This is a genomic window from Mesorhizobium sp. WSM4813, from assembly GCF_055811555.1.
The window spans coordinates 1-19,090 of sequence record NZ_JBVVQU010000072.1; the positions used below are offsets into that span (position 1 = coordinate 1).

20 protein-coding genes, 3 tRNA genes and 1 pseudogene are annotated in these 19,090 nt (G+C 61.8%); 13 read left to right on the forward strand and 11 right to left on the reverse strand.

The window, feature by feature from the left end; translation table 11 throughout:
• Window positions 1-77: pseudogene (locus tag AC0L25_RS28680) on the reverse strand (GTP-binding protein); the annotation flags it as partial.
• A gap of 309 nt (window positions 78-386) precedes the next feature.
• On the opposite strand from AC0L25_RS28680, the gene AC0L25_RS28685 reads away from it, so the two are divergent.
• Together AC0L25_RS28685 and AC0L25_RS28690 are read left to right on the forward strand one after the other, a co-directional pair.
• Complete coding sequence (locus AC0L25_RS28685) at window positions 387-1,274, forward strand: DMT family transporter (protein WP_473598563.1); 888 nt, start codon at window positions 387-389, stop codon at window positions 1,272-1,274.
• A 106-nt stretch (window positions 1,275-1,380) separates the two neighbouring features.
• Entirely contained in the window at window positions 1,381-1,785 is a 405-nt protein-coding gene (locus AC0L25_RS28690) for a GFA family protein (RefSeq protein WP_473598587.1), read from the forward strand.
• A 115-nt stretch (window positions 1,786-1,900) separates the two neighbouring features.
• Here AC0L25_RS28690 and AC0L25_RS28695 read toward each other — a convergent pair.
• Both AC0L25_RS28695 and AC0L25_RS28700 read right to left on the reverse strand, forming a co-directional pair.
• Window positions 1,901-1,974 (reverse strand) — tRNA-Gly (locus AC0L25_RS28695).
• Window positions 1,975-2,045: 71 nt separating this feature from the next.
• Window positions 2,046-2,130 (reverse strand) — tRNA-Tyr (locus AC0L25_RS28700).
• Window positions 2,131-2,330: 200 nt separating this feature from the next.
• Between AC0L25_RS28700 and AC0L25_RS28705 the strand changes: the two genes are divergently transcribed.
• The gene (locus AC0L25_RS28705; RefSeq protein ID WP_473598564.1) at window positions 2,331-3,185 is read left to right on the forward strand and encodes a TrmH family RNA methyltransferase; all 855 of its coding nucleotides are present in this window, start codon (window positions 2,331-2,333) and stop codon (window positions 3,183-3,185) included.
• 45 nt (window positions 3,186-3,230) lie between these two features.
• Here the strand turns inward: AC0L25_RS28705 and AC0L25_RS28710 are convergent, their stop codons facing one another.
• The 3 genes from AC0L25_RS28710 to gcl form a co-directional block, all read right to left on the reverse strand.
• Window positions 3,231-4,112 (reverse strand): 2-hydroxy-3-oxopropionate reductase, encoded by an 882-nt coding sequence (locus AC0L25_RS28710; RefSeq protein ID WP_473598565.1) that lies wholly within the window; start codon window positions 4,110-4,112, stop codon window positions 3,231-3,233.
• A gap of 237 nt (window positions 4,113-4,349) precedes the next feature.
• A complete protein-coding gene (gene hyi, locus AC0L25_RS28715) occupies window positions 4,350-5,141 on the reverse strand; it encodes a hydroxypyruvate isomerase (RefSeq protein WP_473598566.1) in 792 nt (263 codons plus the stop codon).
• A 13-nt stretch (window positions 5,142-5,154) separates the two neighbouring features.
• A complete protein-coding gene (gene gcl, locus AC0L25_RS28720; RefSeq protein ID WP_473598567.1) occupies window positions 5,155-6,936 on the reverse strand; it encodes a glyoxylate carboligase in 1,782 nt (593 codons plus the stop codon).
• Window positions 6,937-7,140: 204 nt separating this feature from the next.
• Between gcl and bhcR the strand changes: the two genes are divergently transcribed.
• The gene (gene bhcR / locus AC0L25_RS28725; RefSeq protein WP_473598568.1) at window positions 7,141-7,968 is read left to right on the forward strand and encodes an HTH-type transcriptional regulator BhcR; all 828 of its coding nucleotides are present in this window, start codon (window positions 7,141-7,143) and stop codon (window positions 7,966-7,968) included.
• Between the two features lie 86 nt (window positions 7,969-8,054).
• On the opposite strand, the gene AC0L25_RS28730 is transcribed toward bhcR, so the two are convergent.
• Together AC0L25_RS28730 and AC0L25_RS28735 are read right to left on the reverse strand one after the other, a co-directional pair.
• Complete coding sequence (locus AC0L25_RS28730; RefSeq protein ID WP_473598569.1) at window positions 8,055-8,357, reverse strand: BA14K family protein; 303 nt, start codon at window positions 8,355-8,357, stop codon at window positions 8,055-8,057.
• A 196-nt stretch (window positions 8,358-8,553) separates the two neighbouring features.
• On the reverse strand, window positions 8,554-8,721 hold the full coding sequence (locus tag AC0L25_RS28735; RefSeq protein ID WP_473598570.1) for a hypothetical protein: 168 nt from the start codon (window positions 8,719-8,721) through the stop codon (window positions 8,554-8,556).
• 152 nt (window positions 8,722-8,873) lie between these two features.
• On the opposite strand from AC0L25_RS28735, the gene AC0L25_RS28740 reads away from it, so the two are divergent.
• Window positions 8,874-8,949: transfer RNA gene (locus tag AC0L25_RS28740), tRNA-Thr, on the forward strand.
• A 269-nt stretch (window positions 8,950-9,218) separates the two neighbouring features.
• Here the strand turns inward: AC0L25_RS28740 and AC0L25_RS28745 are convergent.
• The gene (locus AC0L25_RS28745) at window positions 9,219-9,458 is read right to left on the reverse strand and encodes a hypothetical protein (protein ID WP_473598571.1); all 240 of its coding nucleotides are present in this window, start codon (window positions 9,456-9,458) and stop codon (window positions 9,219-9,221) included.
• Window positions 9,459-9,941: 483 nt separating this feature from the next.
• Here AC0L25_RS28745 and AC0L25_RS28750 point away from each other — a divergent pair, with 483 nt between their 5' ends.
• Window positions 9,942-10,178, forward strand: coding sequence for a hypothetical protein (locus AC0L25_RS28750; protein ID WP_473598572.1), 237 nt, complete (start codon window positions 9,942-9,944; stop codon window positions 10,176-10,178).
• 500 nt (window positions 10,179-10,678) lie between these two features.
• On the opposite strand, the gene AC0L25_RS28755 is transcribed toward AC0L25_RS28750, so the two are convergent.
• Together AC0L25_RS28755 and AC0L25_RS28760 are read right to left on the reverse strand one after the other, a co-directional pair.
• Entirely contained in the window at window positions 10,679-10,960 is a 282-nt protein-coding gene (locus tag AC0L25_RS28755; RefSeq protein WP_473598573.1) for a DUF2569 family protein, read from the reverse strand.
• 48 nt (window positions 10,961-11,008) lie between these two features.
• Complete coding sequence (locus AC0L25_RS28760; protein ID WP_473598574.1) at window positions 11,009-11,623, reverse strand: TetR/AcrR family transcriptional regulator; 615 nt, start codon at window positions 11,621-11,623, stop codon at window positions 11,009-11,011.
• 90 nt (window positions 11,624-11,713) lie between these two features.
• On the opposite strand from AC0L25_RS28760, the gene AC0L25_RS28765 reads away from it, so the two are divergent.
• The 7 genes from AC0L25_RS28765 to AC0L25_RS28795 form a co-directional block, all read left to right on the forward strand.
• Window positions 11,714-12,820 carry a polyamine ABC transporter substrate-binding protein gene (locus AC0L25_RS28765; RefSeq protein WP_473598575.1) on the forward strand — a complete coding sequence of 369 codons (1,107 nt, stop codon included), beginning with the start codon at window positions 11,714-11,716 and terminating at the stop codon, window positions 12,818-12,820.
• A 13-nt stretch (window positions 12,821-12,833) separates the two neighbouring features.
• Window positions 12,834-13,700, forward strand: a complete 867-nt coding sequence (locus AC0L25_RS28770) for an ABC transporter permease (RefSeq protein ID WP_473598576.1) — start codon at window positions 12,834-12,836, stop codon at window positions 13,698-13,700.
• A gap of 1 nt (window position 13,701) precedes the next feature.
• Window positions 13,702-14,484 carry an ABC transporter permease gene (locus tag AC0L25_RS28775; protein WP_473598577.1) on the forward strand — a complete coding sequence of 261 codons (783 nt, stop codon included), beginning with the start codon at window positions 13,702-13,704 and terminating at the stop codon, window positions 14,482-14,484.
• Window positions 14,481-15,551, forward strand: coding sequence for an ABC transporter ATP-binding protein (locus AC0L25_RS28780; RefSeq protein ID WP_473598578.1), 1,071 nt, complete (start codon window positions 14,481-14,483; stop codon window positions 15,549-15,551). The genes AC0L25_RS28775 and AC0L25_RS28780 overlap by 4 nt, the downstream gene beginning before the upstream one ends.
• A gap of 3 nt (window positions 15,552-15,554) precedes the next feature.
• Window positions 15,555-16,316 carry an MBL fold metallo-hydrolase gene (locus AC0L25_RS28785; protein WP_473598579.1) on the forward strand — a complete coding sequence of 254 codons (762 nt, stop codon included), beginning with the start codon at window positions 15,555-15,557 and terminating at the stop codon, window positions 16,314-16,316.
• A gap of 481 nt (window positions 16,317-16,797) precedes the next feature.
• Window positions 16,798-17,571, forward strand: coding sequence for an NAD kinase (locus AC0L25_RS28790; protein WP_473598580.1), 774 nt, complete (start codon window positions 16,798-16,800; stop codon window positions 17,569-17,571).
• A 224-nt stretch (window positions 17,572-17,795) separates the two neighbouring features.
• Window positions 17,796-19,090: DEAD/DEAH box helicase (locus AC0L25_RS28795; RefSeq protein WP_473598581.1), on the forward strand; the 1,295-nt coding region annotated here is incomplete at its 3' end.

Below are 19,090 nucleotides of genomic sequence, written 5' to 3' on the forward strand. Positions count from 1 at the left end.
GTCTTGCCATGATCGACATGGCCAATCGTGCCGATGTTCACATGAGGCTTTGTACGCTCGAATTTACCTTTTGCCATAGTCTCTTTCCTTGGACGGCCTGGACCTTCAGTTCAGTCGAATGCGGGGCGCTTAGCGACTACGGCCGAAAAACACAAGTGTCTTGTGGCCGGGCGCTTTCTCACCCGGGTCTGAACCCATGATCCGATTTCGGGGATGTGGCGCGGATATAGGAACGAACGAGAAGGAATGGAATGGGCGAAGATAGGTTCGGCGGGTTACCGGCATTCGGCGGATTGGAAATCGCCGCTTCCGCCTGTCCGCCTTGCCGGATTTACAACCGGATCTGGCCCATTGCCGGTGTGGCGCCGGTCTGATTTCCTGATCCGATGCATTTCATTCCGATCGCCATCCGCGGCCCGCTGTTCATGATCCTCTCGACCGGGTCCTATGTCGTCAACGACACCATGATGAAGCTGGCGACGGTGGGGCTGCCACCCTATGAAGTGTTGTTTCTGCGCGGGACGGCGGCAACGCTGTGGGGCATCCCGTTGCTGCTTTCGCTAGGTTACGCCAGGCAGATCCCGCTGATCCTCGACAGGAGAGTGTTACAAAGAAACCTGCTCGAGCTGGCGGCAATCCTTTGCTACGTCGTGGCGCTCGCCAACATGCAGATCGCCGATTCGACCGCCTTGGGGCAGATCACTCCCTTGCTCATGCTGATTGGCTCCTCTGTCCTGTTCCGGGAACGCATCGGGGGGCTGCGCACGGCGCTGATCGGGCTTGGTTTCATCGGAGCGGTGATGGTGGCGCAGCCGACCATGCAGGGTATCTCGGTCTACGCCTTGCTGGCGCTCGGCAACGCGGCTTTCGCCGCCGCGCGCGATCTCGCCGGGCGGCGGGTCGCCTCGAACGTGCCTGGAATGATCGTTGCGATTTCCGCGGTGGTGGTGGTGCTGTTCGGCTCAGGCGTTGCGCATCTGGTGTCGGAGCGTTGGGTGATGCCCGAGACGCATCATCTGCTGCTGTTGGCCGGGGCCGGATTGTTTTTGATCTTCGGCCACTTCTTCATCTTCATGGCCTATCGCGTCGGGCCGACCGGCGTGGTGGCGCCGTTCTATTACTGCTTCACCATCTGGGCGGTCATTTCCGGCCTGGTGGTGTTCCAGCAATTCCCGAACGCGCTGGCGATCAGCGGCATCCTGCTGGTGGTGGCCAGCGGGCTGACCATCGTGTCGCTCGACGAGCGCAGGCGCCGTCTGACCGTGGTGGCCTAGACCTGGATACTGCCCAAAGGACGACGGTCGGCTGAGTGGAGAACTCATGGCAAGCCAAGAGAATGTAAGCGACCAGAATGTAAGCAGCCAGAACGCCGGCAACCGCATGCTTGCCGGAAAATGCATGTGCGGCGCTGTGCAATACGCGGTGGCCGACGAGTTCATCTACGCCGCCAACTGCCACTGCTCGAACTGCCGGCGCACCACCGGTTCAGCCTTCAAGCCGTTTGCCGGCATCGAGCGTGAGAGACTGAGCCTGACCAAGGGCGAGGACAACCTCCTGATCTTTGGCGAGAAGACCGGCCATGACGCGCACTGCAAGACCTGCGGCTCATTGCTCTATTCGGTCGTCCGCGACGGCGCGTTCGTGCACGTCGCCATGGGGACCCTCGTCGACGAGCCGACCATCCGCGCGACGCAGCACATCTTTGTCGGCTCCAAGGCGAAGTGGTTCACGATCGCCGACGACCTGCCTCAATACGAAGAGCATGTCGCCGGAGGTGCTGAATGAGAATCTGGCGATGTCGATGACGGCATTGACGCTCAGGCACTACAGAACCGCCACAGACAGTGACACGGCGCATTTTCAAGGAAGTTGTTTTTGATAATGACTTCAACAGCATGCTTGGAGCGGGTAGCGGGAATCGAACCCGCATATTCAGCTTGGAAGGCTGCTGCTCTACCACTGAGCTATACCCGCGCCTTTCGCCCGAAAACCGCTATGCACTTTTCGGTCCGATGCTTTGCGTTTCAGGGCTTCCGGGCCGGCAGTGGTGGAGAGGGTTGGATTTGAACCAACGTAGGCATAGCCAACGGATTTACAGTCCGTCCCCTTTAACCACTCGGGCACCTCTCCAGTCTGCCGCCGGAGCCATGCAACGAGGCATCGACGCGTCGCGACCGCCGTAGCAGCCCTTCGCGAAGCGCCTTATGGCGGCAGCGTCCAAAAGTGTCAACCGCAACACACCGGCAAAACGCGCTGAATTTGATACCTCGCCCGACACGCAGGTTCTGCGGCTGTATCCATAGGCAGACGACACGGCTATAGAACCGGCCATGAGCAATGATAACAAGCCCAAAACCCCGAAAGACACCCACTACGCCAAGCTGCGCCGTGCGCATCGCGACGAGAAGAGCGGTGGCGCGCCGGCGTTCAGGCCGCGGCAGCCGGTGCCACCGGGAGAAACAGCTGCGGATGGCCTGGTGCGGCTTTACGGCCTGCACACGGTGAGGGCAGCACTCGACAATCCGCGCCGGCGGATCAAGAAGATGCTGGTGACGCGCAACGCCGCCGAGCGGCTGGCGATCGCCGACCTCGCCGCCTTGCCCTTCAAGACGGAACTGGTCGAGCCAAAAGACATCGACAAGGTGACCGGCTCCGACGCCGTCCATCAGGGTGTGCTGATCGAAGCCGAACCGCTGAAGCCGAAGCGCCTCGATGCGCTCGGCGACACAACGCTGGTGCTGGTGCTCGACCAGGTTACCGACCCGCACAATGTCGGTGCGATCCTGCGCTCGGCAGTCGCCTTCGGCGCCGGCGCGCTGATAACCACGGCGCGCCACAGCCCGCATGAGTCCGGCGTGCTGGCAAAATCGGCCTCCGGCGCGCTGGAGCATATCGATCAGATCGAAGTGAAGAACCTCGCCGACGCGCTCGGCCAGCTGCATGAGGCCGGCTTCCAGACCATCGGCCTCGATTCGGACGGACCGGCGGAACTCGAAAAGAGTTTTTTGGGAGAAAGGATCGCGCTGGTGCTGGGCGCCGAAGGCAAAGGCTTGCGACAGAAGACACGCGAAACGGTGACGACACTCGCCCGGCTCGACATGCCTGGCGCCATCCGCTCGCTCAACGTGTCGAACGGCGCGGCGGTGAGCCTTTATGCGGCGAGGAAATTTTTAGTAGGGGAATAGGGCAGTAAGGGAGTAGGGAGGTGCAGTTTGACCTCCCCTACTGCCCTATAACCCATGCCCAGCCATTCGTTCCAGCGCCCTGACCAGCGCCGAGTGATCCTCCTTGGCGCCACCGTTGGCCGCGCAGGAGTTGAACAATTGCTGCGTCGTTGAGGTATTGGGCAGCGCGACGCCAAGCGCTTTTGCCCCTTCCAGAGCGAGATTAAGATCCTTCTGGTGCAGTTCGATGCGGAAGCCGGGCGCGAAGCTGCGCTTGATCATGCGCTCGCCGTGCACTTCGAGGATACGCGAGGCCGCCAGCCCGCCCATCAGCGCTTGTCGCACCTTGGCCGGGTCGGCGCCGGCTTTCGATGCAAAAACAAGCGCTTCGGCGACCGCTTCAATAGTCAGCGCAACGACGATCTGGTTAGCGACCTTGGTGGTCTGGCCGACGCCGTTGGGGCCGACCAGCGTGATGTTCTTGCCCATCTTTTCGAACACCGGCCTGGCGCGCTCGAAGGCCTTTTCCTCGCCGCCGACCATGATGGTCAGCGACGCGGCCTTGGCGCCGACCTCGCCGCCCGACACCGGCGCGTCGAGATAGTCGCAGCCGAGGTCGTTAATCTTCTTGGCAAAAGCCTTGGTCTCGATCGGCGAGATCGAACTCATGTCGATGACCAGCTTGCCCGCGGTCAAACCCGAGGCGACGCCGTTGTCGCCGAACAGCACGTCGGCCACTTCAGGCGTATCGGGAACCATGGTGATGATGATGTCGGCCGTTTTCGCCACGGCGTGATGGCCGGTGACTGTCTTCAGACCCTTGGCGACGAGATCGGCCGGCGGTTTCGAGCGATGGTCGCTGGCGACGACATGATAGCCGGCGTCGAGAAGATGCCCCGCCATCGGCGCGCCCATGATGCCGAGGCCGATGAAACCGATTGTGTCCATTGATTATCTCCCTGGTATTTTCCTTGTCGATGCCGCGTTCCGTGGCGCCCCCCTCTGGCCTGCCGGCCATCTCCCCCACGGGTGGGGAGATCGGCAGTTTCGGCGCCGGCTTGTAACTTTCTCGACCTCGGAAGTTAGCGAAAGCGGCGGTGACATCCAATCTGCCTCCTTGTGGGGGAGATGGCCGGCAGGCCAGAGGGGGGCGCGAAGGAACTCGACTTCAATAATCCTTGACCCCTACGCCGCCGCCTGCCCGGCAAACTCCCGGAACCATCCCAGCCCGGCTTCCGTCGAAACCTTCGGCTTGTACTCCGCCCCGACCCAGCCGGTATAGCCGATGCTGTCGATGTGGCTGTACAGAAAAGGAAAATTGATCTCGCCCGTCCCCGGCTCATGGCGGCCGGGATTGTCCGCAAGCTGGATATGCGCGATGCGGCCGAGGTTTGCCTCGATGGTCTGGGCGAGATCCCCCTCCATGATCTGCATGTGATAGATGTCGTATTGCAGGAACAGGTTCTTCGAGCCGACGCGGTCGATGAGCGCCAGAGCCTGATCCGAATAGTTCAGAAAGAAGCCGGGAATATCGAGCGTGTTGATCGGCTCGATCAACAGCCTGATGCCGGCCTGCTCCAGCTTCTCCGCTGCGAAAGCCAGGTTTTCGGCGAAGACGTCTTCCAGCACACTCCGGTCGACGCCCTGCGGCGCAATGCCGGCGAGGCAGTTGACCTGTTCGCAACCCAGCGCATGCGCATAGGTGATCGCCTTGGCGACGCCCTGCCGGAACTCGGGAACGCGATCCGGCAACACGGCAAGGCCGCGCTCGCCCTTGCCCCAGTCGCCGGCCGGCAGGTTGAACAGCACCTGCATCAGGCCGTTCTTCTTCAGCCTCGCTGCAACCACCTCCGGCGCATGGTCATAAGGGCCGATATATTCGACACCCCCAAAACCGGCGCGGGCGGCGGCATCGAAGCGGTCGAGGAACTCGTGCTCGCCAAAGAGCATCGAAAGATTGGCTGAAAACCGTGGCATTCTTTTTCTCCGTTCAGTCCAGCATGACGATCGCCGTCGGCGCGTCTTCGTGATGTTCGGCAAGCTCCTCGAATTCGGTGATCTTGTCGATCTCGGTGCCCATCGAAATGTTGGTGACGCGCTCTAAGATGAATTCGAGCACAACCGGAACCTGGTGCTCCTTCATCAGGCGCTGGGCCTGCTTGAAGGCGCCGGCAAACTCCTCCGGCCTGCGCACCCGGACCCCCTTGCAGCCCATGGCCTCGGCTACTGCGACATGGTCGACGCCGTAGCCTGCCTCGGGATCGTCCTTCCGGTTGACGTTCTCGAAGGCGAGGCTGACCTCGAAATCCATCGAAAAGCCGCGCTGCGCCTGACGGATCAGGCCGAGATAGGCATTGTTCACGACGACATGGATATAGGGCAATTTGTGCTGCGCGCCGACCGCCAGTTCCTCGATCATGAACTGGAAATCATAGTCGCCGGACAGCGCGACGATATTGCGGTGCGGATCGGCGGCGCGAACGCCAAGCGCTGCCGGCAGCGTCCAGCCGAGCGGTCCGGCTTGGCCGCAATTGATCCAGTTGCGCGGCTTATAGACATGCAGGAACTGCGCGCCGGCGATCTGCGAAAGCCCGATCGTGGTGACATAGGTGGTGTCGCGGCCGAATGCCTTGTTCATCTCCTCGTAGACGCGCTGCGGTTTCAGCGGCACCTGGTCGAAATGCGTCTTGCGCTTCATCGTCTTCTTGCGGCCCTGGCATTCCCTTGCCCAGCCCGACCAGTCGCGCAATTTTCCCGCCGTCTTCCACTCGGTGGCGACGTCGAGCAGCATTTTGAGCGCCGCACCGGCATCCGACACGACACCGAGATCCGGCGCGAAGACACGGCCTATCTGGGTCGGCTCGATGTCGACATGGATGAATTTTTTCCCCCTGGTGTAGACGTCGACCGAGCCGGTGTGGCGGTTGGCCCAACGGTTGCCGATGCCGAAGACGAAATCGGCCTCGAGCATCGTCGCATTGCCGTAGCGATGCGATGTCTGCAGCCCGCACATGCCGGCCATCAGCCGGTGGTCGTCGGGAATCGCCCCCCAGCCCATCAGCGTCGGGATCACGGGCACGCCGGTGACTTCGGCGAGCTCTATCATCAGATCCGAGGCATCGGCATTGATGATGCCGCCGCCGGCAACGATGATAGGCTTTTCGGCCGCGTTGAGCATCGCTAACGCTTTCTCGGCCTGGCCGCGCGACATTGCCGGCTTGAACGGCACCAGCGGCTCGTAGGCATCGATGTCGAACTCGATCTCGGCCAGTTGCACATCGACCGGCAGGTCGACGAGAACCGGCCCCGGCCGCGACGAGCGCATCAGGTGGATCGCCTTCTGCAGCGCCATCGGCACCAAATAGGGTTCCATGACGGTGACCGCCCATTTGGCGACCGGGGCGGCGATGGCGGCGATGTCGACGGCCTGGAAATCCTCTTTGTTGAGACGCGCCCGCGGCGCCTGGCCGGTAATGCAGAGGATGGGAATAGAATCGGCCGCGGCCGAATAGAGGCCGGTGATCATGTCGGTGCCGGCCGGGCCCGAAGTGCCGATGCACAGGCCGATATTGCCTGATTTGGCGCGGGTAAAGCCCTCGGCCATGTGCGACGCCGCCTCAACATGGCGCGCGAGGATATGGCGGATGGTGCCCCTCGCTTTCAGCGCCGAATAGAACGGGTTGATGGCAGCGCCCGGCACGCCGAAGGCACAGGAAATGCCTTCCTTTTCGAGAACGAGAACCGCTGCGTCGACCGCGCGCATCCTGGCCATGTCAGCCTCCACGGAATTTAGTTGCTGGCTGAGAATGCCAGCGCCCCGCCTATTTTTCAATTTTTCCAGAATATTTTTTCATTTCTAGAAAACAGCTACTAGGCTATGAATTAACTGGGTTTTCCGTTTTCCATTGATTCGGCGAATCCAGATCGTGAAAAAGTTTTTCATTGCGTATTTGACGAAATCGGCAAGAATGCCGCCATGGAAACCACCGAAAAACGCCAGCGCGGGCGGCCGCGCGCCTTCCACGGCCCGTCCGAGGCGGCTTCGGTGCAGTCGCTCGACCGGGCGCTGCGCATCCTGGCCATCGTCGCCGACGGCAGCGGTCTGTCGCTGAGCGAGATCGCCGCGCAGAGTGGCCTCCCCGCCTCCACCACCTACCGTATGCTGACGACGCTGGAAAACCACGGCATGGTCGAGTTCGACGGCACCGACCAGCTGTGGTCGATCGGCGTCGAGACTTATCGCATGGGCGCGGCGTTCCTGCGCCGCCGCAAACTGGTCGACCGCGCCCGCACCGTCATGCAGGAACTGATGGAGAAGACCGGCGAGACCGCCAATCTCGGCGTCGCCGAGGACGATTGCGTCGTCTTCGTCAGCCAGGTCGAGACGCATCAGGCGATCCGCGCCTTCTTCCGGCCTGGCACGCGCAGTTCCTTCCATGCGTCGGGCATCGGCAAGGCGGTGCTGGCGCATCTCGAGCCGGAGCGGGTCGGCGCCATCCTGCGTCGGGCCGGGCTGGAGCGCTTCACCGAAAAGACGCTGTCCGACATCTCGGCGCTGGCCCGCGATCTGGTGACGATCAAGCTGCGCGGCTGGTCGGTCGACGACGAGGAGCGGCACCCCGGCATGCGCTGCGTGGCCGCCGCCATCTTCAACGAATTCGGCGAACCGATCGGCGGGGTTTCGGTTTCGGGACCGACGGTACGGGTGACGCCGGAGCGGCTGGCTGAGATCGGCCCGCTGGTGCACGATGCGGCAGCGGCGGTGACGAAGATGATCGGCGGCAAGACACCCTTAAGGGCCTGACGCCGTAAGCGTGAGCGGGCAATCCTCCAGACAAAGAAAAAGGGGCCGTGGAGTGCCCCTTCTTCCGGTTGCCTGAAACGGTCCGTTCAAAGCCGGCAGCGGTGACGGCAGCCGTCGTGGCCGACATAGGTGTCCGAGTACGGATCGTAGCTTTGATAGCGGTTGAGGCAGCGCCGGACGTGCCATGAGCCGCCATTTTCCTCGATACAGACGGTGCGCGGCTGGGCGAGCGCGGTGCCGAGCAGGAAGCCGCCGGCGCCGGCGGCGATGCCAAGGTGTTTGTTGTGATGGTGCTTGTAATGGGCGGCCGAAGGCTGAACGGTGCCGGCCAGCATGGCGGCGGCGACAGTGGTGGCGATGAGGCCGGAAATGATGGTTCGCTTGAACATGACGATCTCCTTGCTGCGTTGTGTGAGAGGCGATCCATCCGCCTCTTGACCACCAGTCGTTGCAGCAAGGAAAAAGGTTCGATGATTTTTTTGGATTTTTTCGAAAGCGCAAAAGCGGCCAGTCTGAACAGGGCTTGCAGTCAGGCGCGCATCACGATCGCGAGGAGCGCCGGTCGACAGTCCGCCGGGGGAAGCCTCAGCCCATGCCGGTGATATGGCGCAGCCAGAATGCGAGCGCGATGAAGCCGATGATGGTGGTGACGCCGGTCCAGTCGACGTTGACGCTCTTCAGATCCTTGATGAGCTTCACCAGGAGAATCCAGGCCAAGACGACGACCAAGGCAATGACAACAAATCTGATCATGCGACACCCTCGCCTATGCGATTGCACCCTGATCAATATAAGAGGCGAATTGGCCGTTTTCAGGATGCCCGCGCCGGAAGCTCCGGCGCGCTCACGGGCAAAACAGAGTTTTGTCTTTACTGGCGCAACAAATATGCTAACCGGAGCGCCGTGCCCTTGTAGCTCAGCTGGTAGAGCAGCGGTTTTGTAAACCGAAGGTCGGCGGTTCGATTCCGTCCGGGGGCACCAGAACCACGCATCGTATTTGGTTCATGGTCGGAACGCTGCCAGTGCCAATTCGGACAAAACCACAATTAAGCCGAAGCAGGCTGTTGTCGCGATGGTGCTGGATGGCAAAAAGGATTTCGTCTTCCCCGACGCTATCAAAATAGAGGCGGAAGGAAGCCAATATAACTTCCGGCGATTGCCTTCCGAACTGATCAACTCTCGGAAGCCACGATCGAAATCTCGGGTTGCCATAACGGTCACCTTCAGCTTGAACGCAACTCGTCGGATAACTAAGCTGGATTGAATGAATACTGCTCGCGCTCATCGAAAGCCACGAACAGGCCCAGGGCAGCAGCGACTTCGAGGATAGCTTCGGTTAGGTCGTCGTTGGATGCGACCAAACCCGGTGCTGCACTCCGAACTTGATTCAATGCTGCTTTGAGCGAGACGGTGTCCGCATGCCCGGCCCTGTTGAGGACGGCGGCAATCGCCTGATCTAGAACTGGACCGACCCTATGGACGATGCTCATCCACCTTCCCCCCCGGGAACGCAAGGGGTAATAGTAGCCTGTCTGGGGCCAGGATGCAACCGCCGCGCGAAATCACACCAAATTGGGTCTGGCGCGGGCAGATGGCGGGCCTTGGCCGGTCGCGGCGGAACTCATTGCTCTGGAAGAGACTTGCGAGCCAGTTTCCCGAACCGATCATAATATCGCCGGCACCTGAAAGCGGCCAAACGAAGTTAACAGTAGGTCCACCGCTCGGGTTAGCGGTACATCGGGCTTAACCGTTCGGGAGGAAGAGACCCTTTTATCTGGTTGGGTTTCTTGTCAATTCTGGTGGAACGCTGAAGTTGGATTTGGCCCTAACACGGCCCGGGGCACGAGCAAGCGGCTCTTGTGAGAACCTCCTAAAGCGCTCGATATCTGCTCATCCCCGATTTCCACAGGCTGGGACCGTAGCATATCAGTTCCAACGCTTATATTCCCTAGTGGAAACCATAGGAGTCTCTGTTGGAGCAGAAACGCACGATCGCCCCCTTTATTGGTGGCATGTATGGCAGCCTTGTTGCCCTCGCGTTGATGTTTGGTTTCCGCTTCCTGATGACTCCCGATCCCGATCCGACATCGCACGCAACTATAGTCCTTTCAGGACTGGCCTTTTCGATCTGTTTCAGCCTGACCTTCCTGCGCGAGCATCGACGCCAAATCGCCGCGGCAAGAGAATTTCTCGGCCGTCCAAGATCGTAGAGACTAATCCCCGCGTTCTGCAACGCAAAGCGCCCATGTCCTCCGGGTCGTGCCCCGGGGCATCAGAAAAATTCTGGATCGAACCAACGGATTTCATAGGGCGATGCGGATCGGCCGGCATCTCCTGCTCGCCGGCCATTCAATGCCATTCGATTAAAATGCCCCTGTGTATATTAGCAATCGCTCAATTTGGCGCGTCGACAATGTCTGTGGCGGCGGGTAAAATCAAATGGGTGATGTCATGCGAAGCGACTTCGCCGCTGCGCGCGAGCTCTTGGAGTGCGCCCAAAACCGGCTCTGCGGCATGGATGAAACTAGCCAACGCGTCAGCGAGGCATTGGACTCGCTGATTGAAGAAATAGCAATCGCGGAATTCCGGAAAGCGCCATTGACGGTCGTGCCGTTTCCACGCGCGCGGCCACCTAAGCATGCTCGGTGAAAGCGGCGATCGCCAAATGTTGATGGAAGTCAGCGCCTGAACGGCAAGCGCCTTATCGCGTCTATGACGCGCTCGCGACTTGACCCGATGCGCCCACCCTGGTGAACGTGTTCCTCACCCTGACGGACCTATAGATGTAGGCGACCCAAATACCCGTCCGCACAAAAGAGAGGATGGGCGCTACCAGGGCATCTCCGGCAAGCACCTGGCTCACCGGGACGCCAAGGATCGCCGAAATCCATAACGTGTCCAGAACAAACACGACGGATATTGCAAACCATTGGTACAGGAACAGCCCCTTGAAGCCCCTCCCACCTAATGCTGCCTTGGGTTGTATCATCATTTCATGTGTATTTTAGATTGCATTCATGTTCCTGGCGCCCTTTCTCGGTCAAACCCCAATCGCCGCAACAAGTATCCGGTTCTGCCTTCGTATCGCCGCCCGCAGCTCGGCAATCCTGGCCTCATCGCGCTTCACGAACTCGATGAACATCATGTTCATGTTGTTGAAGATGAGTTCGCCGAGCGCCGGCCCGTCTATATCCCGGCGCACCAGGCTGAGCCCCTGCAGCCGGGCGATCAGGGCGCGGATCTGCTCGGTCAGCGCCCGGTCGAGCGCGGTATAGGCCTGGCCGAACGGGCTGTCGGGTAGCTGCGTCGAGATCGCCATCGCCTGCCGCCACATCTCCTTGCTGAGATAGTGCAGCGAATGCTCGATATAGATGCCGAGCAGTGTATCGAGCGCGTCGCCGACATTGGCCGGCGGGTTGGCGACGACCCCCTGCCCGGCGTTGAGCACCTCATTGACCTCCATCGACACGATGGCGCCGAGGATGTCGCCCTTGTTCTGGTAGTAATTGTAGATCGTGCCGACCGAGACCTCGGCCTGTGCCGCGATCGTCTCGATCTTGGCGCCTTCATAGCCGGCGTCGCGGAAAAGCTCCGCCGCCGCCTCGATGATGCGGCGGTGCCGATCCGCCTTTTGCCTTGCTCGCAATCCACTCATCGCGGCTATTTGCCATAAAAACAGAATTGACTCAATTTTAGAATTGGTTCAATTTTTGTCACAAGCCAAAAAGGCAAGGGAGAACACTCGATGCGCATTAATCTGAAGACGCCGAATCCAACTGCCAAGGATTCGCTTTCCGTTCTGAAGAGCCACCTCCACGCCGCGTGTGCTGCAACAGCACTGCTGCTGGCGACGGGCAGCCTCGCTCAGGCTGCGGATCTCAACGCTCTGATCTGGTGCGATCATGCCGATCCGGCGCTGCTGCAGCCCTTCGAGGAGGCCAACGGCGTCAAGGTCAACGTCAAGGAGTTCGAAGGCACCGGCGCCGGTATGGCGATCGTCGAACAGTCGCAGCCCGGCGACTGGGATGTGATGGTGATCGACAGCATCGACATACCGCGCGGCGTGGAAAAGGGCCTTTTCGAGCCGCTGCCGGAAGACAAGCTGCCGCTGGCCGACCTCTTTCCCCAGGTGAAGATGGACAGTTCCACCGTCGTCGACGGCAAGCGCTACGGCATCACCGAAAAGTTCGGCTACAACACCATCGGCTACAACAAGACCAAGGTCGATCCGGCCGACATGCAGTCGATGGCCGCGCTGACCGGCGACAAGTACAAGGGCAAGATCGCCATCTACGACTATTATCTGCCGGTCATCGGCATGGCCGCACTGGCGATCGGCAAGAAGACCGCCGAGCTGACCGAGGCCGACCTTCCCGCCATCAAGCAAGAGCTGCTCAAGATGAAGGCCAATGCCAAGCTGGTCGGCGAGGTGACCGCCAGCCAGACCGCGCTGGCGACCGGCGAGGTCGACATTCTGGTCGGCGGTGGCGAGTGGGTGACGGCCGGACTGGCCAAGGAGAACCCTGCCCTCGACTTCTCTATTCCGAAAGAAGGTGCTGTCCTGTGGTCGCAGTCGCTGGCCATGTTCAAGGATTCCAAAAACAAGGACATGGCGCTGAAGTTCATCCAGTACATTATGAGCCCTGAAGGCCAGGCGCGGCTTGCCACCTCTACCTGCTATTGGGGCATGCCGGCAAATACCAAGGCGGCGCTGAGCGACGAGCAGAAGAAGGTCCTGCGCTTCGACGAGCAGCCGGATTTCCTCGCCCGCGCCCAGCCCTACCCGGCGCCGAACGCCGATCTCGACAAGAAGATGCAGGACGTCTGGACCGAAATGCTGCAGGCGCAGTGACCGGTCGCCGGTCGTGAGCGCTACTGGAAACACCGGGCGTGCCCTGCCCCGGGCGGGCTGTGCCCTGCCCTGGGCGCTGGTCACGCCGGCGCTCGGCTGGACGCTGCTATTCTTCGTGCTGCCTTTCCTGGCCATGGGGTTTTCCAGCCTGACGGCGCATGACGGCGGCGGCTTCACCCTTTCCAACTACAGCCAGTTCTTCAACAATCCGGCCTATTGGCAGGCGATGGTGAACTCGCTGCAGGTCACCGCCATCGTCACAGTGGTTTCGGTGCTGCTCGCCTACCCGTTCGCCTGGATCCTGGCCGAACAGGTGCCGGAGCGCTGGCAGCGGCTGGCGCTGATGCTGGCGGTGCTGCCGTTCTGGACCTCCTATGTCGTGCGCTCCTACTCCTGGCTTCTGGTGCTGGCGCAGAACGGTGTGATCAACCGTGCGCTGACCGGCTCCGGCCTGTTCAGCGAGCCGGTGCAGCTCGCCAACACACGGCTGGCCACAATCATCGGCTTCGTGCATTTCTTCGTCATGCTTTTGACGCTGACGATCTTCGCCAATCTGAAGCAGCTCAGCCCGAGCTACCGCAAGGCCGCCGCCGATCTCGGCGCCGGGCCGGTGCGCACGTTCCTGCATATTATCCTGCCGCTGACGCTCCCCGGCATCATGGTCGGCGCCTTCCTCACCTTCGTGCTGTGCATCGGCGACTACATCACGCCGCAGATCCTCGGCGGCAACAACGAGCTTTTGATGCCGCAGCTGGTGATGATGCAGATCGGCCGGCGCGGCGACTTTCCGCTCGCCTCGGCGCTATCGATCATTCTGATGGCGGTCGTCACCATTGCCTATCTCGCCTGCGCCCGCTGGCTGAAGATCGAGCGGGCCTGAGATGCGCGCGCTTGTCCGTATCTTCTCTTGGCTTTACGCGATCGCCATCTATGGTTTCATCTTCCTGCCGGTCGTCGTGCTGGTGCTGTTTTCGCTGCAGGCGACGTCGTTTCCGATCCCGCCCTTCACCGGGCCGTCGCTGCGCTGGTACGACGCCGTGCTCGCCGACACGCGGCTGACTTCGGCGCTGGTCAATTCGCTTCTGGTCGCGATCCTCTCCTCGGCTGCAGCCGTCGCGCTGGGTTTCCTCTCTGCCTGGGGCTTTGCGCGTTTCGCCCTGCCGGGCTCAGGCCTGATGCGCGGGCTGATCACGCTGCCGCTGACAGTGAGCTATCTCATCATCGGCATGGGACTGCTGGTGCTGTTCAACTGGGCCGGCGTGCCAAAATCGCTGCTTGCCGCCGGCATCGGCCATGTCGTTATCAACCTGCCGCTGTGCTTTGCCATCATCTACAGCCAGATGGGCGACCACCAGATCAATATCGAGCGCGCCGCGCGCGACCTCGGCGCGCCCGAATGGAAGGTGCTGCTGCTGATCACCATGCCTGTCATGGCGCCGGCAATCTTCGCCGGTTTCTTCCTGTCGATGACCTTCTCCTGGGACGAATTCGTGATTTCCTTCCTGCTGACGCGCTTCGACACCACGCTGCCCGTCGAGATCTGGAACCTGCTGCGCTCAGGTCTCAATCCCAAGACCAACGCCGTCGGCTCGCTGGTCTTCGCCGTCTCCATCGTGCTGGTGGTGTTTTTTGAACTGATGCTGTTGCGGAGGAAGCCGGCATGACCGCGCCCCTGGTCGATATAAGCGCTGTCTCGCATCGCTTCGGCCAGCATACCGTGCTGAAGAACGTCTCGCTGACGATCGAACCGGGCAGCTACACGATCCTGCTCGGCCCGTCGGGCTCCGGCAAGACGACGCTGCTGTCCATTCTCGGCGGCTTCGTCACGCCGAGCGAAGGCAAAGTGCTGATCCGCGGCGAGGACTGCACCGCCGTGCCGCCGGCGAAGCGGCCGACGACCACGGTGTTCCAGGATTATGCGCTGTTTCCGCATATGAGCGTCGGCAGCAATGTCGGCTTCGGCCTGCGCATGCAAGGCATCGATGCCGCGACACGGGCCGCGCGGGCGCGCGAGGCCCTGGCGCTGGTCGGGCTGGCCACCGCCTTCGATAAGAAGCCGCACCAGCTTTCCGGCGGCCAGCGGCAGCGCGTCGCATTGGCCCGCGCCCTGGTGGTCGAACCGGCCGTGCTGCTGCTCGATGAACCGCTCGGCGCGCTCGACTTAAAATTGCGCCGGCAGATGCAGGACGAGCTGAAAGCGATCCAGAAGCGCGTCGGCACAGCCTTCATCCATGTCACCCATGACCAGGAAGAGGCAATGGCGCTGGCCGACCATTGCGTGGTGATGAATGACGGGCGCATCGAGGACGAAGGGCCGCCCGAGCGTGTCTATGCGCGGCCGGCGACGCGCTTTTCCGCGACTTTCATGGGCGAAAGCACGCTGATCTCAGGAGCGATAACGGCGGCGAAGGACGGAACGATCACTGCCGCAACACAGCTCGGACCGCTTTCGCTGCCCGGCACATTGCCGGCCGGGACGGCCGTCGCCCTCGCCATCCGCCCGGAACACCTTGTCCTCGGCTCGGCCGCTGGCGCTGGCGCTGTCGGGCTCGGCACGGCCAAGGTGAGCGACGTTGTGTTTCAAGGCAGTTTCAAGCGCGTGCTTGCTGTCTCCGAGAAAGACCCGGCGCTGCACTTCATCGCCAAAGTCCCCGCCGCAGCGGCCGTCCAGTCGGGCGACATCGTTGCGGTTTCGTGCGACGGTGGCGATATCATCCTTCTGGCGAGTTGAGTCATGGGCACGCTTCCGGTCATCGACGCTCCGAATTGGTATGAAACCATCCGCATGGGGGATGGCGTGACGCTGATCCACGAGCCGTGGATCAAGCCGTTCTTCCGCTGCAACATCTGGCATGTGCGCGGTCGCGACCGCGATCTCCTGTTCGACACCGGCCTCGGCCATTTCAGCCTGCGGCGCCACGTCCCGCTGGTGACGGAGCGAAAGCTCATTTGCGTGGCGAGCCACACCCATTTCGACCATATCGGCTGCCATCACGAATTTCCGGACCGCTGCGTGCACTCGGCCGAAGCTGAGATCCTCGCCGATCCGCGCAATGAATGGACGGTCGCCGAGACCTACGCGACCGACGCAATGTTCGACGGAATGCCGCAAGGTTGGGATGCCGCGCGCTACCGGATCCTGCCGGCGCCGGCCGATCGCCTGCTCGGAGAAGGCGATGTGATCGATCTCGGCGACCGCGCGTTCGAGGTGATGCACACGCCGGGCCATTCACCTGGCGGCATCGCGCTCTACGAGAGGCAGACCGGCATTCTGCTTTCCGGCGACATCGTCTATGACGGCCCGCTGATCGACGATGTCTATCATTCCGCCGTCGACGACTATGTCGAAACGCTGTTGCGGATGCGCGAGCTCGATATTGCCGTCGTGCATGGTGGCCATTTTCCGAGCTTCGGCAAGCTTCGCTACCGCCAGCTTATCGACGAGTATCTCGCACAAAAGCGGCAGGCCGGCTGCCATCTGCTGCAGGCGCGATAAGCACCGGCTTCTCGCATCGCGGCAAGTGCTGGCGAATTCACAGAGCCCTCTGCGGACACGGTGCGCCGGCGGCGTCGCCGCAGCGTGAAGCCGTGGGCTGAGGTCTCAAACTCGTCTCTTCGGACTGGCGCACCAGTTGGGCAAAGGCAAGAGCAAAACTTCCCAGCATCAGGACGATGATGATCAGGCGTGTTACCGGCAATAGATCGGTCCGACTGGTTGGCCCCCACGCCGCCCATCCACTGCCGGCTAACATGGTCGATCCGGCTTTACGAGAGTTTAATCCTCATCTTAACCATCACATTCGCTTGTCACTCGACACAGTGCGAGAGCCGCCTGACCGGCGCTCTTCTCGGCGCCGTGTCGAGGGGCGCATGCCTCCCTTTGCAGATTTGCCGGCCCATGCTAACCCGGCGCTGGCGCGGCCCAAGCAACCGGTCGCCAACCAACCGGTCGCCACCAACATCGCCATTGGGGAGCCATGAGCAAAGTCGCCAGCCGTTTCGCCTTCGTTTCGTCCGACACCGCCGACGCCAAGGCGGCGCTGGAGAGCCTTTCGGCGCGCTATGGCCAGGCATCCATCGAGGATGCAGAGATCGTTGTCGCCCTCGGCGGCGACGGCTTCCTGTTGCAGACCTTGCGCGACACGATGAGCACGGGAAAAAAAGTCTACGGCATGAACCGTGGCACCATCGGCTTCCTGATGAACGAGTATCGCGCCAGCGGTCTGACAGGGCGCATCGCGGCGGCCGTTGCCGAAACGATCCGTCCGCTGGAGATGCAGGCGGTGACGGCAGAGGGCGAAACGATTTCGGCGCTGGCGATCAATGAGGTTGCGCTGTGGCGTCAGTCCTATCAGACGGCCAAGATCCGTATCACGGTCGACGGGCAAGTGCGGCTGGAGGAATTGAATTGCGACGGTGTGATGATCGCGACGCCGGCCGGCTCGACCGCCTACAATCTGTCCGCGCACGGGCCGATCCTGCCGCTCGACGCACCGCTGCTGGCGCTGACCCCGGTCAGTCCGTTCCGCCCGCGCCGCTGGCGCGGCGCGCTGCTTTCCAACAAGGCGACCGTTCGTTTCGACATTCTGGAGGCGGAAAAGCGGCCGGTGAACGCCGCCGCCGACCACACCGAGGTGAAGGCTGTAACCTCGGTCACGGTGCGAGAATCGCCAACGGTGACGGCGACGCTGCTGTTCGATCCGAGCCACTCGTGGAACGAGCGTATTCTTGCCGAGCAGTTCCGTTACTGAGCCGGTACAGCGGCGGGCAGCTCTATTAAGCATCGCGATTAAGGTTACGACTTCACAATCACACCATTCCCCACCCGTTTCTGTTGACAAATCGTGGGCTTGCGCCTACCTGCAATACCAATCTTGCAGGCGCGCGGCGCTTGCCGCGACTGCTTATGTTGCGCCCCCGAACCAGCCAAAGACAGCCAAACTTGTCCTCAGATGCCCAGATCGCTCAAGAAGCGTTGACCTTCACAGACCTCGGCCTGTCGCCGAAGGTCCTTTCCGCAGTCACCGATGCCGGTTACACCGAACCGACGCCGATCCAGGCCGGCGCCATACCGCACGCCTTGCTCGGCAAGGATATTTTGGGCATCGCCCAGACCGGCACCGGCAAGACGGCCTCGTTCGTGCTGCCGATGCTGACCCGGCTCGAAAAAGGCCGGGCCCGCGCCCGCATGCCGCGCACGCTGATCCTCGAGCCGACGCGCGAGCTTGCCGCGCAGGTCGAAGAGAATTTCATCAGATACGGCAAGAACCACAAGCTCAACATCGCGCTGTTGATCGGCGGCGTGTCGTTCGACGAGCAGGACAAGAAGCTGGAGCGCGGCGCCGACGTGCTGATCGCTACGCCCGGCCGCCTGCTCGACCACCGCGAGCGCGGAAAGCTTCTGCTCAACGGCGTCGAGATCCTCGTCATCGATGAGGCCGACCGCATGCTCGACATGGGCTTCATTCCCGACATCGAGCGCATCTGCGAGATGATCCCGTTCACGAGGCAGACGCTGTTCTTCTCGGCGACGATGCCGCCTGAGATCACTAAGCTTACCGAGAAATTCCTGCACGCGCCGGTGCGCGTCGAGGTTTCGAAGGCGGCGTCCGCCGCCACAAACATCATCCAGCGGCTGGTGAAATCCGGCTCGAAACCCTGGGACAAGCGCGAGACGCTGCGCAATCTGATAAAGGCCGAGGATGCGGAGCTGAAGAACGCCATCATCTTCTGCAACCGCAAGATCGAGGTCTCGGAGCTTTTCCGCTCGCTGCTGAAATATGATTTCGACGCCGGCGCGCTGCATGGCGACATGGACCAGCGCGCGCGTATGCAGATGCTGGCCAATTTCCGTGACGGCAAACTGCGCTACCTCGTTGCGTCGGACGTTGCGGCGCGCGGCCTCGACATCCCCGATGTCAGCCACGTCTTCAATTACGACGTGCCGATCCATGCCGAGGACTATGTCCACCGCATCGGCCGCACCGGCCGCGCCGGACGCTCGGGCAAATCCTTCACCATCGCCACCAAGTCCGACACCAAATACATCGACGCGATCGAACGGCTGATCGGCAACAAGATCGAGTGGCATGACGGCGATCTGTCGACGGTCGTCGCCAGCGAGGGCGGAGAGGACGATGCTCCCCGCCGTGGCGGGGGGGGGGGGGGGGCCCCCCCCCCCCCGCGCCGCCGCGCCCCCCGCCCGCCCCCCCCCCCCCCCCCCCCGCCCCCCCCCGCGGGGGCGGGAACCCGGGGGCAGAGAACAGCGCA

Coding starts and splice junctions, on each gene's coding strand:
- AC0L25_RS28685 (WP_473598563.1), top strand. CDS start 387: ATGCATTTCATTCCGATCGCCATCCGCGGCCCGCTGTTCATGATCCTC.
- AC0L25_RS28690 (WP_473598587.1), top strand. CDS start 1,381: ATGCTTGCCGGAAAATGCATGTGCGGCGCTGTGCAATACGCGGTGGCC.
- AC0L25_RS28705 (WP_473598564.1), top strand. CDS start 2,331: ATGAGCAATGATAACAAGCCCAAAACCCCGAAAGACACCCACTACGCC.
- AC0L25_RS28710 (WP_473598565.1), bottom strand. CDS start 4,112: ATGGACACAATCGGTTTCATCGGCCTCGGCATCATGGGCGCGCCGATG.
- hyi (WP_473598566.1), bottom strand. CDS start 5,141: ATGCCACGGTTTTCAGCCAATCTTTCGATGCTCTTTGGCGAGCACGAG.
- gcl (WP_473598567.1), bottom strand. CDS start 6,936: ATGGCCAGGATGCGCGCGGTCGACGCAGCGGTTCTCGTTCTCGAAAAG.
- bhcR (WP_473598568.1), top strand. CDS start 7,141: ATGGAAACCACCGAAAAACGCCAGCGCGGGCGGCCGCGCGCCTTCCAC.
- AC0L25_RS28730 (WP_473598569.1), bottom strand. CDS start 8,357: ATGTTCAAGCGAACCATCATTTCCGGCCTCATCGCCACCACTGTCGCC.
- AC0L25_RS28735 (WP_473598570.1), bottom strand. CDS start 8,721: ATGATCAGATTTGTTGTCATTGCCTTGGTCGTCGTCTTGGCCTGGATT.
- AC0L25_RS28745 (WP_473598571.1), bottom strand. CDS start 9,458: ATGAGCATCGTCCATAGGGTCGGTCCAGTTCTAGATCAGGCGATTGCC.
- AC0L25_RS28755 (WP_473598573.1), bottom strand. CDS start 10,960: ATGATGATACAACCCAAGGCAGCATTAGGTGGGAGGGGCTTCAAGGGG.
- AC0L25_RS28760 (WP_473598574.1), bottom strand. CDS start 11,623: ATGAGTGGATTGCGAGCAAGGCAAAAGGCGGATCGGCACCGCCGCATC.
- AC0L25_RS28765 (WP_473598575.1), top strand. CDS start 11,714: ATGCGCATTAATCTGAAGACGCCGAATCCAACTGCCAAGGATTCGCTT.
- AC0L25_RS28775 (WP_473598577.1), top strand. CDS start 13,702: ATGCGCGCGCTTGTCCGTATCTTCTCTTGGCTTTACGCGATCGCCATC.
- AC0L25_RS28780 (WP_473598578.1), top strand. CDS start 14,481: ATGACCGCGCCCCTGGTCGATATAAGCGCTGTCTCGCATCGCTTCGGC.
- AC0L25_RS28785 (WP_473598579.1), top strand. CDS start 15,555: ATGGGCACGCTTCCGGTCATCGACGCTCCGAATTGGTATGAAACCATC.
- AC0L25_RS28790 (WP_473598580.1), top strand. CDS start 16,798: ATGAGCAAAGTCGCCAGCCGTTTCGCCTTCGTTTCGTCCGACACCGCC.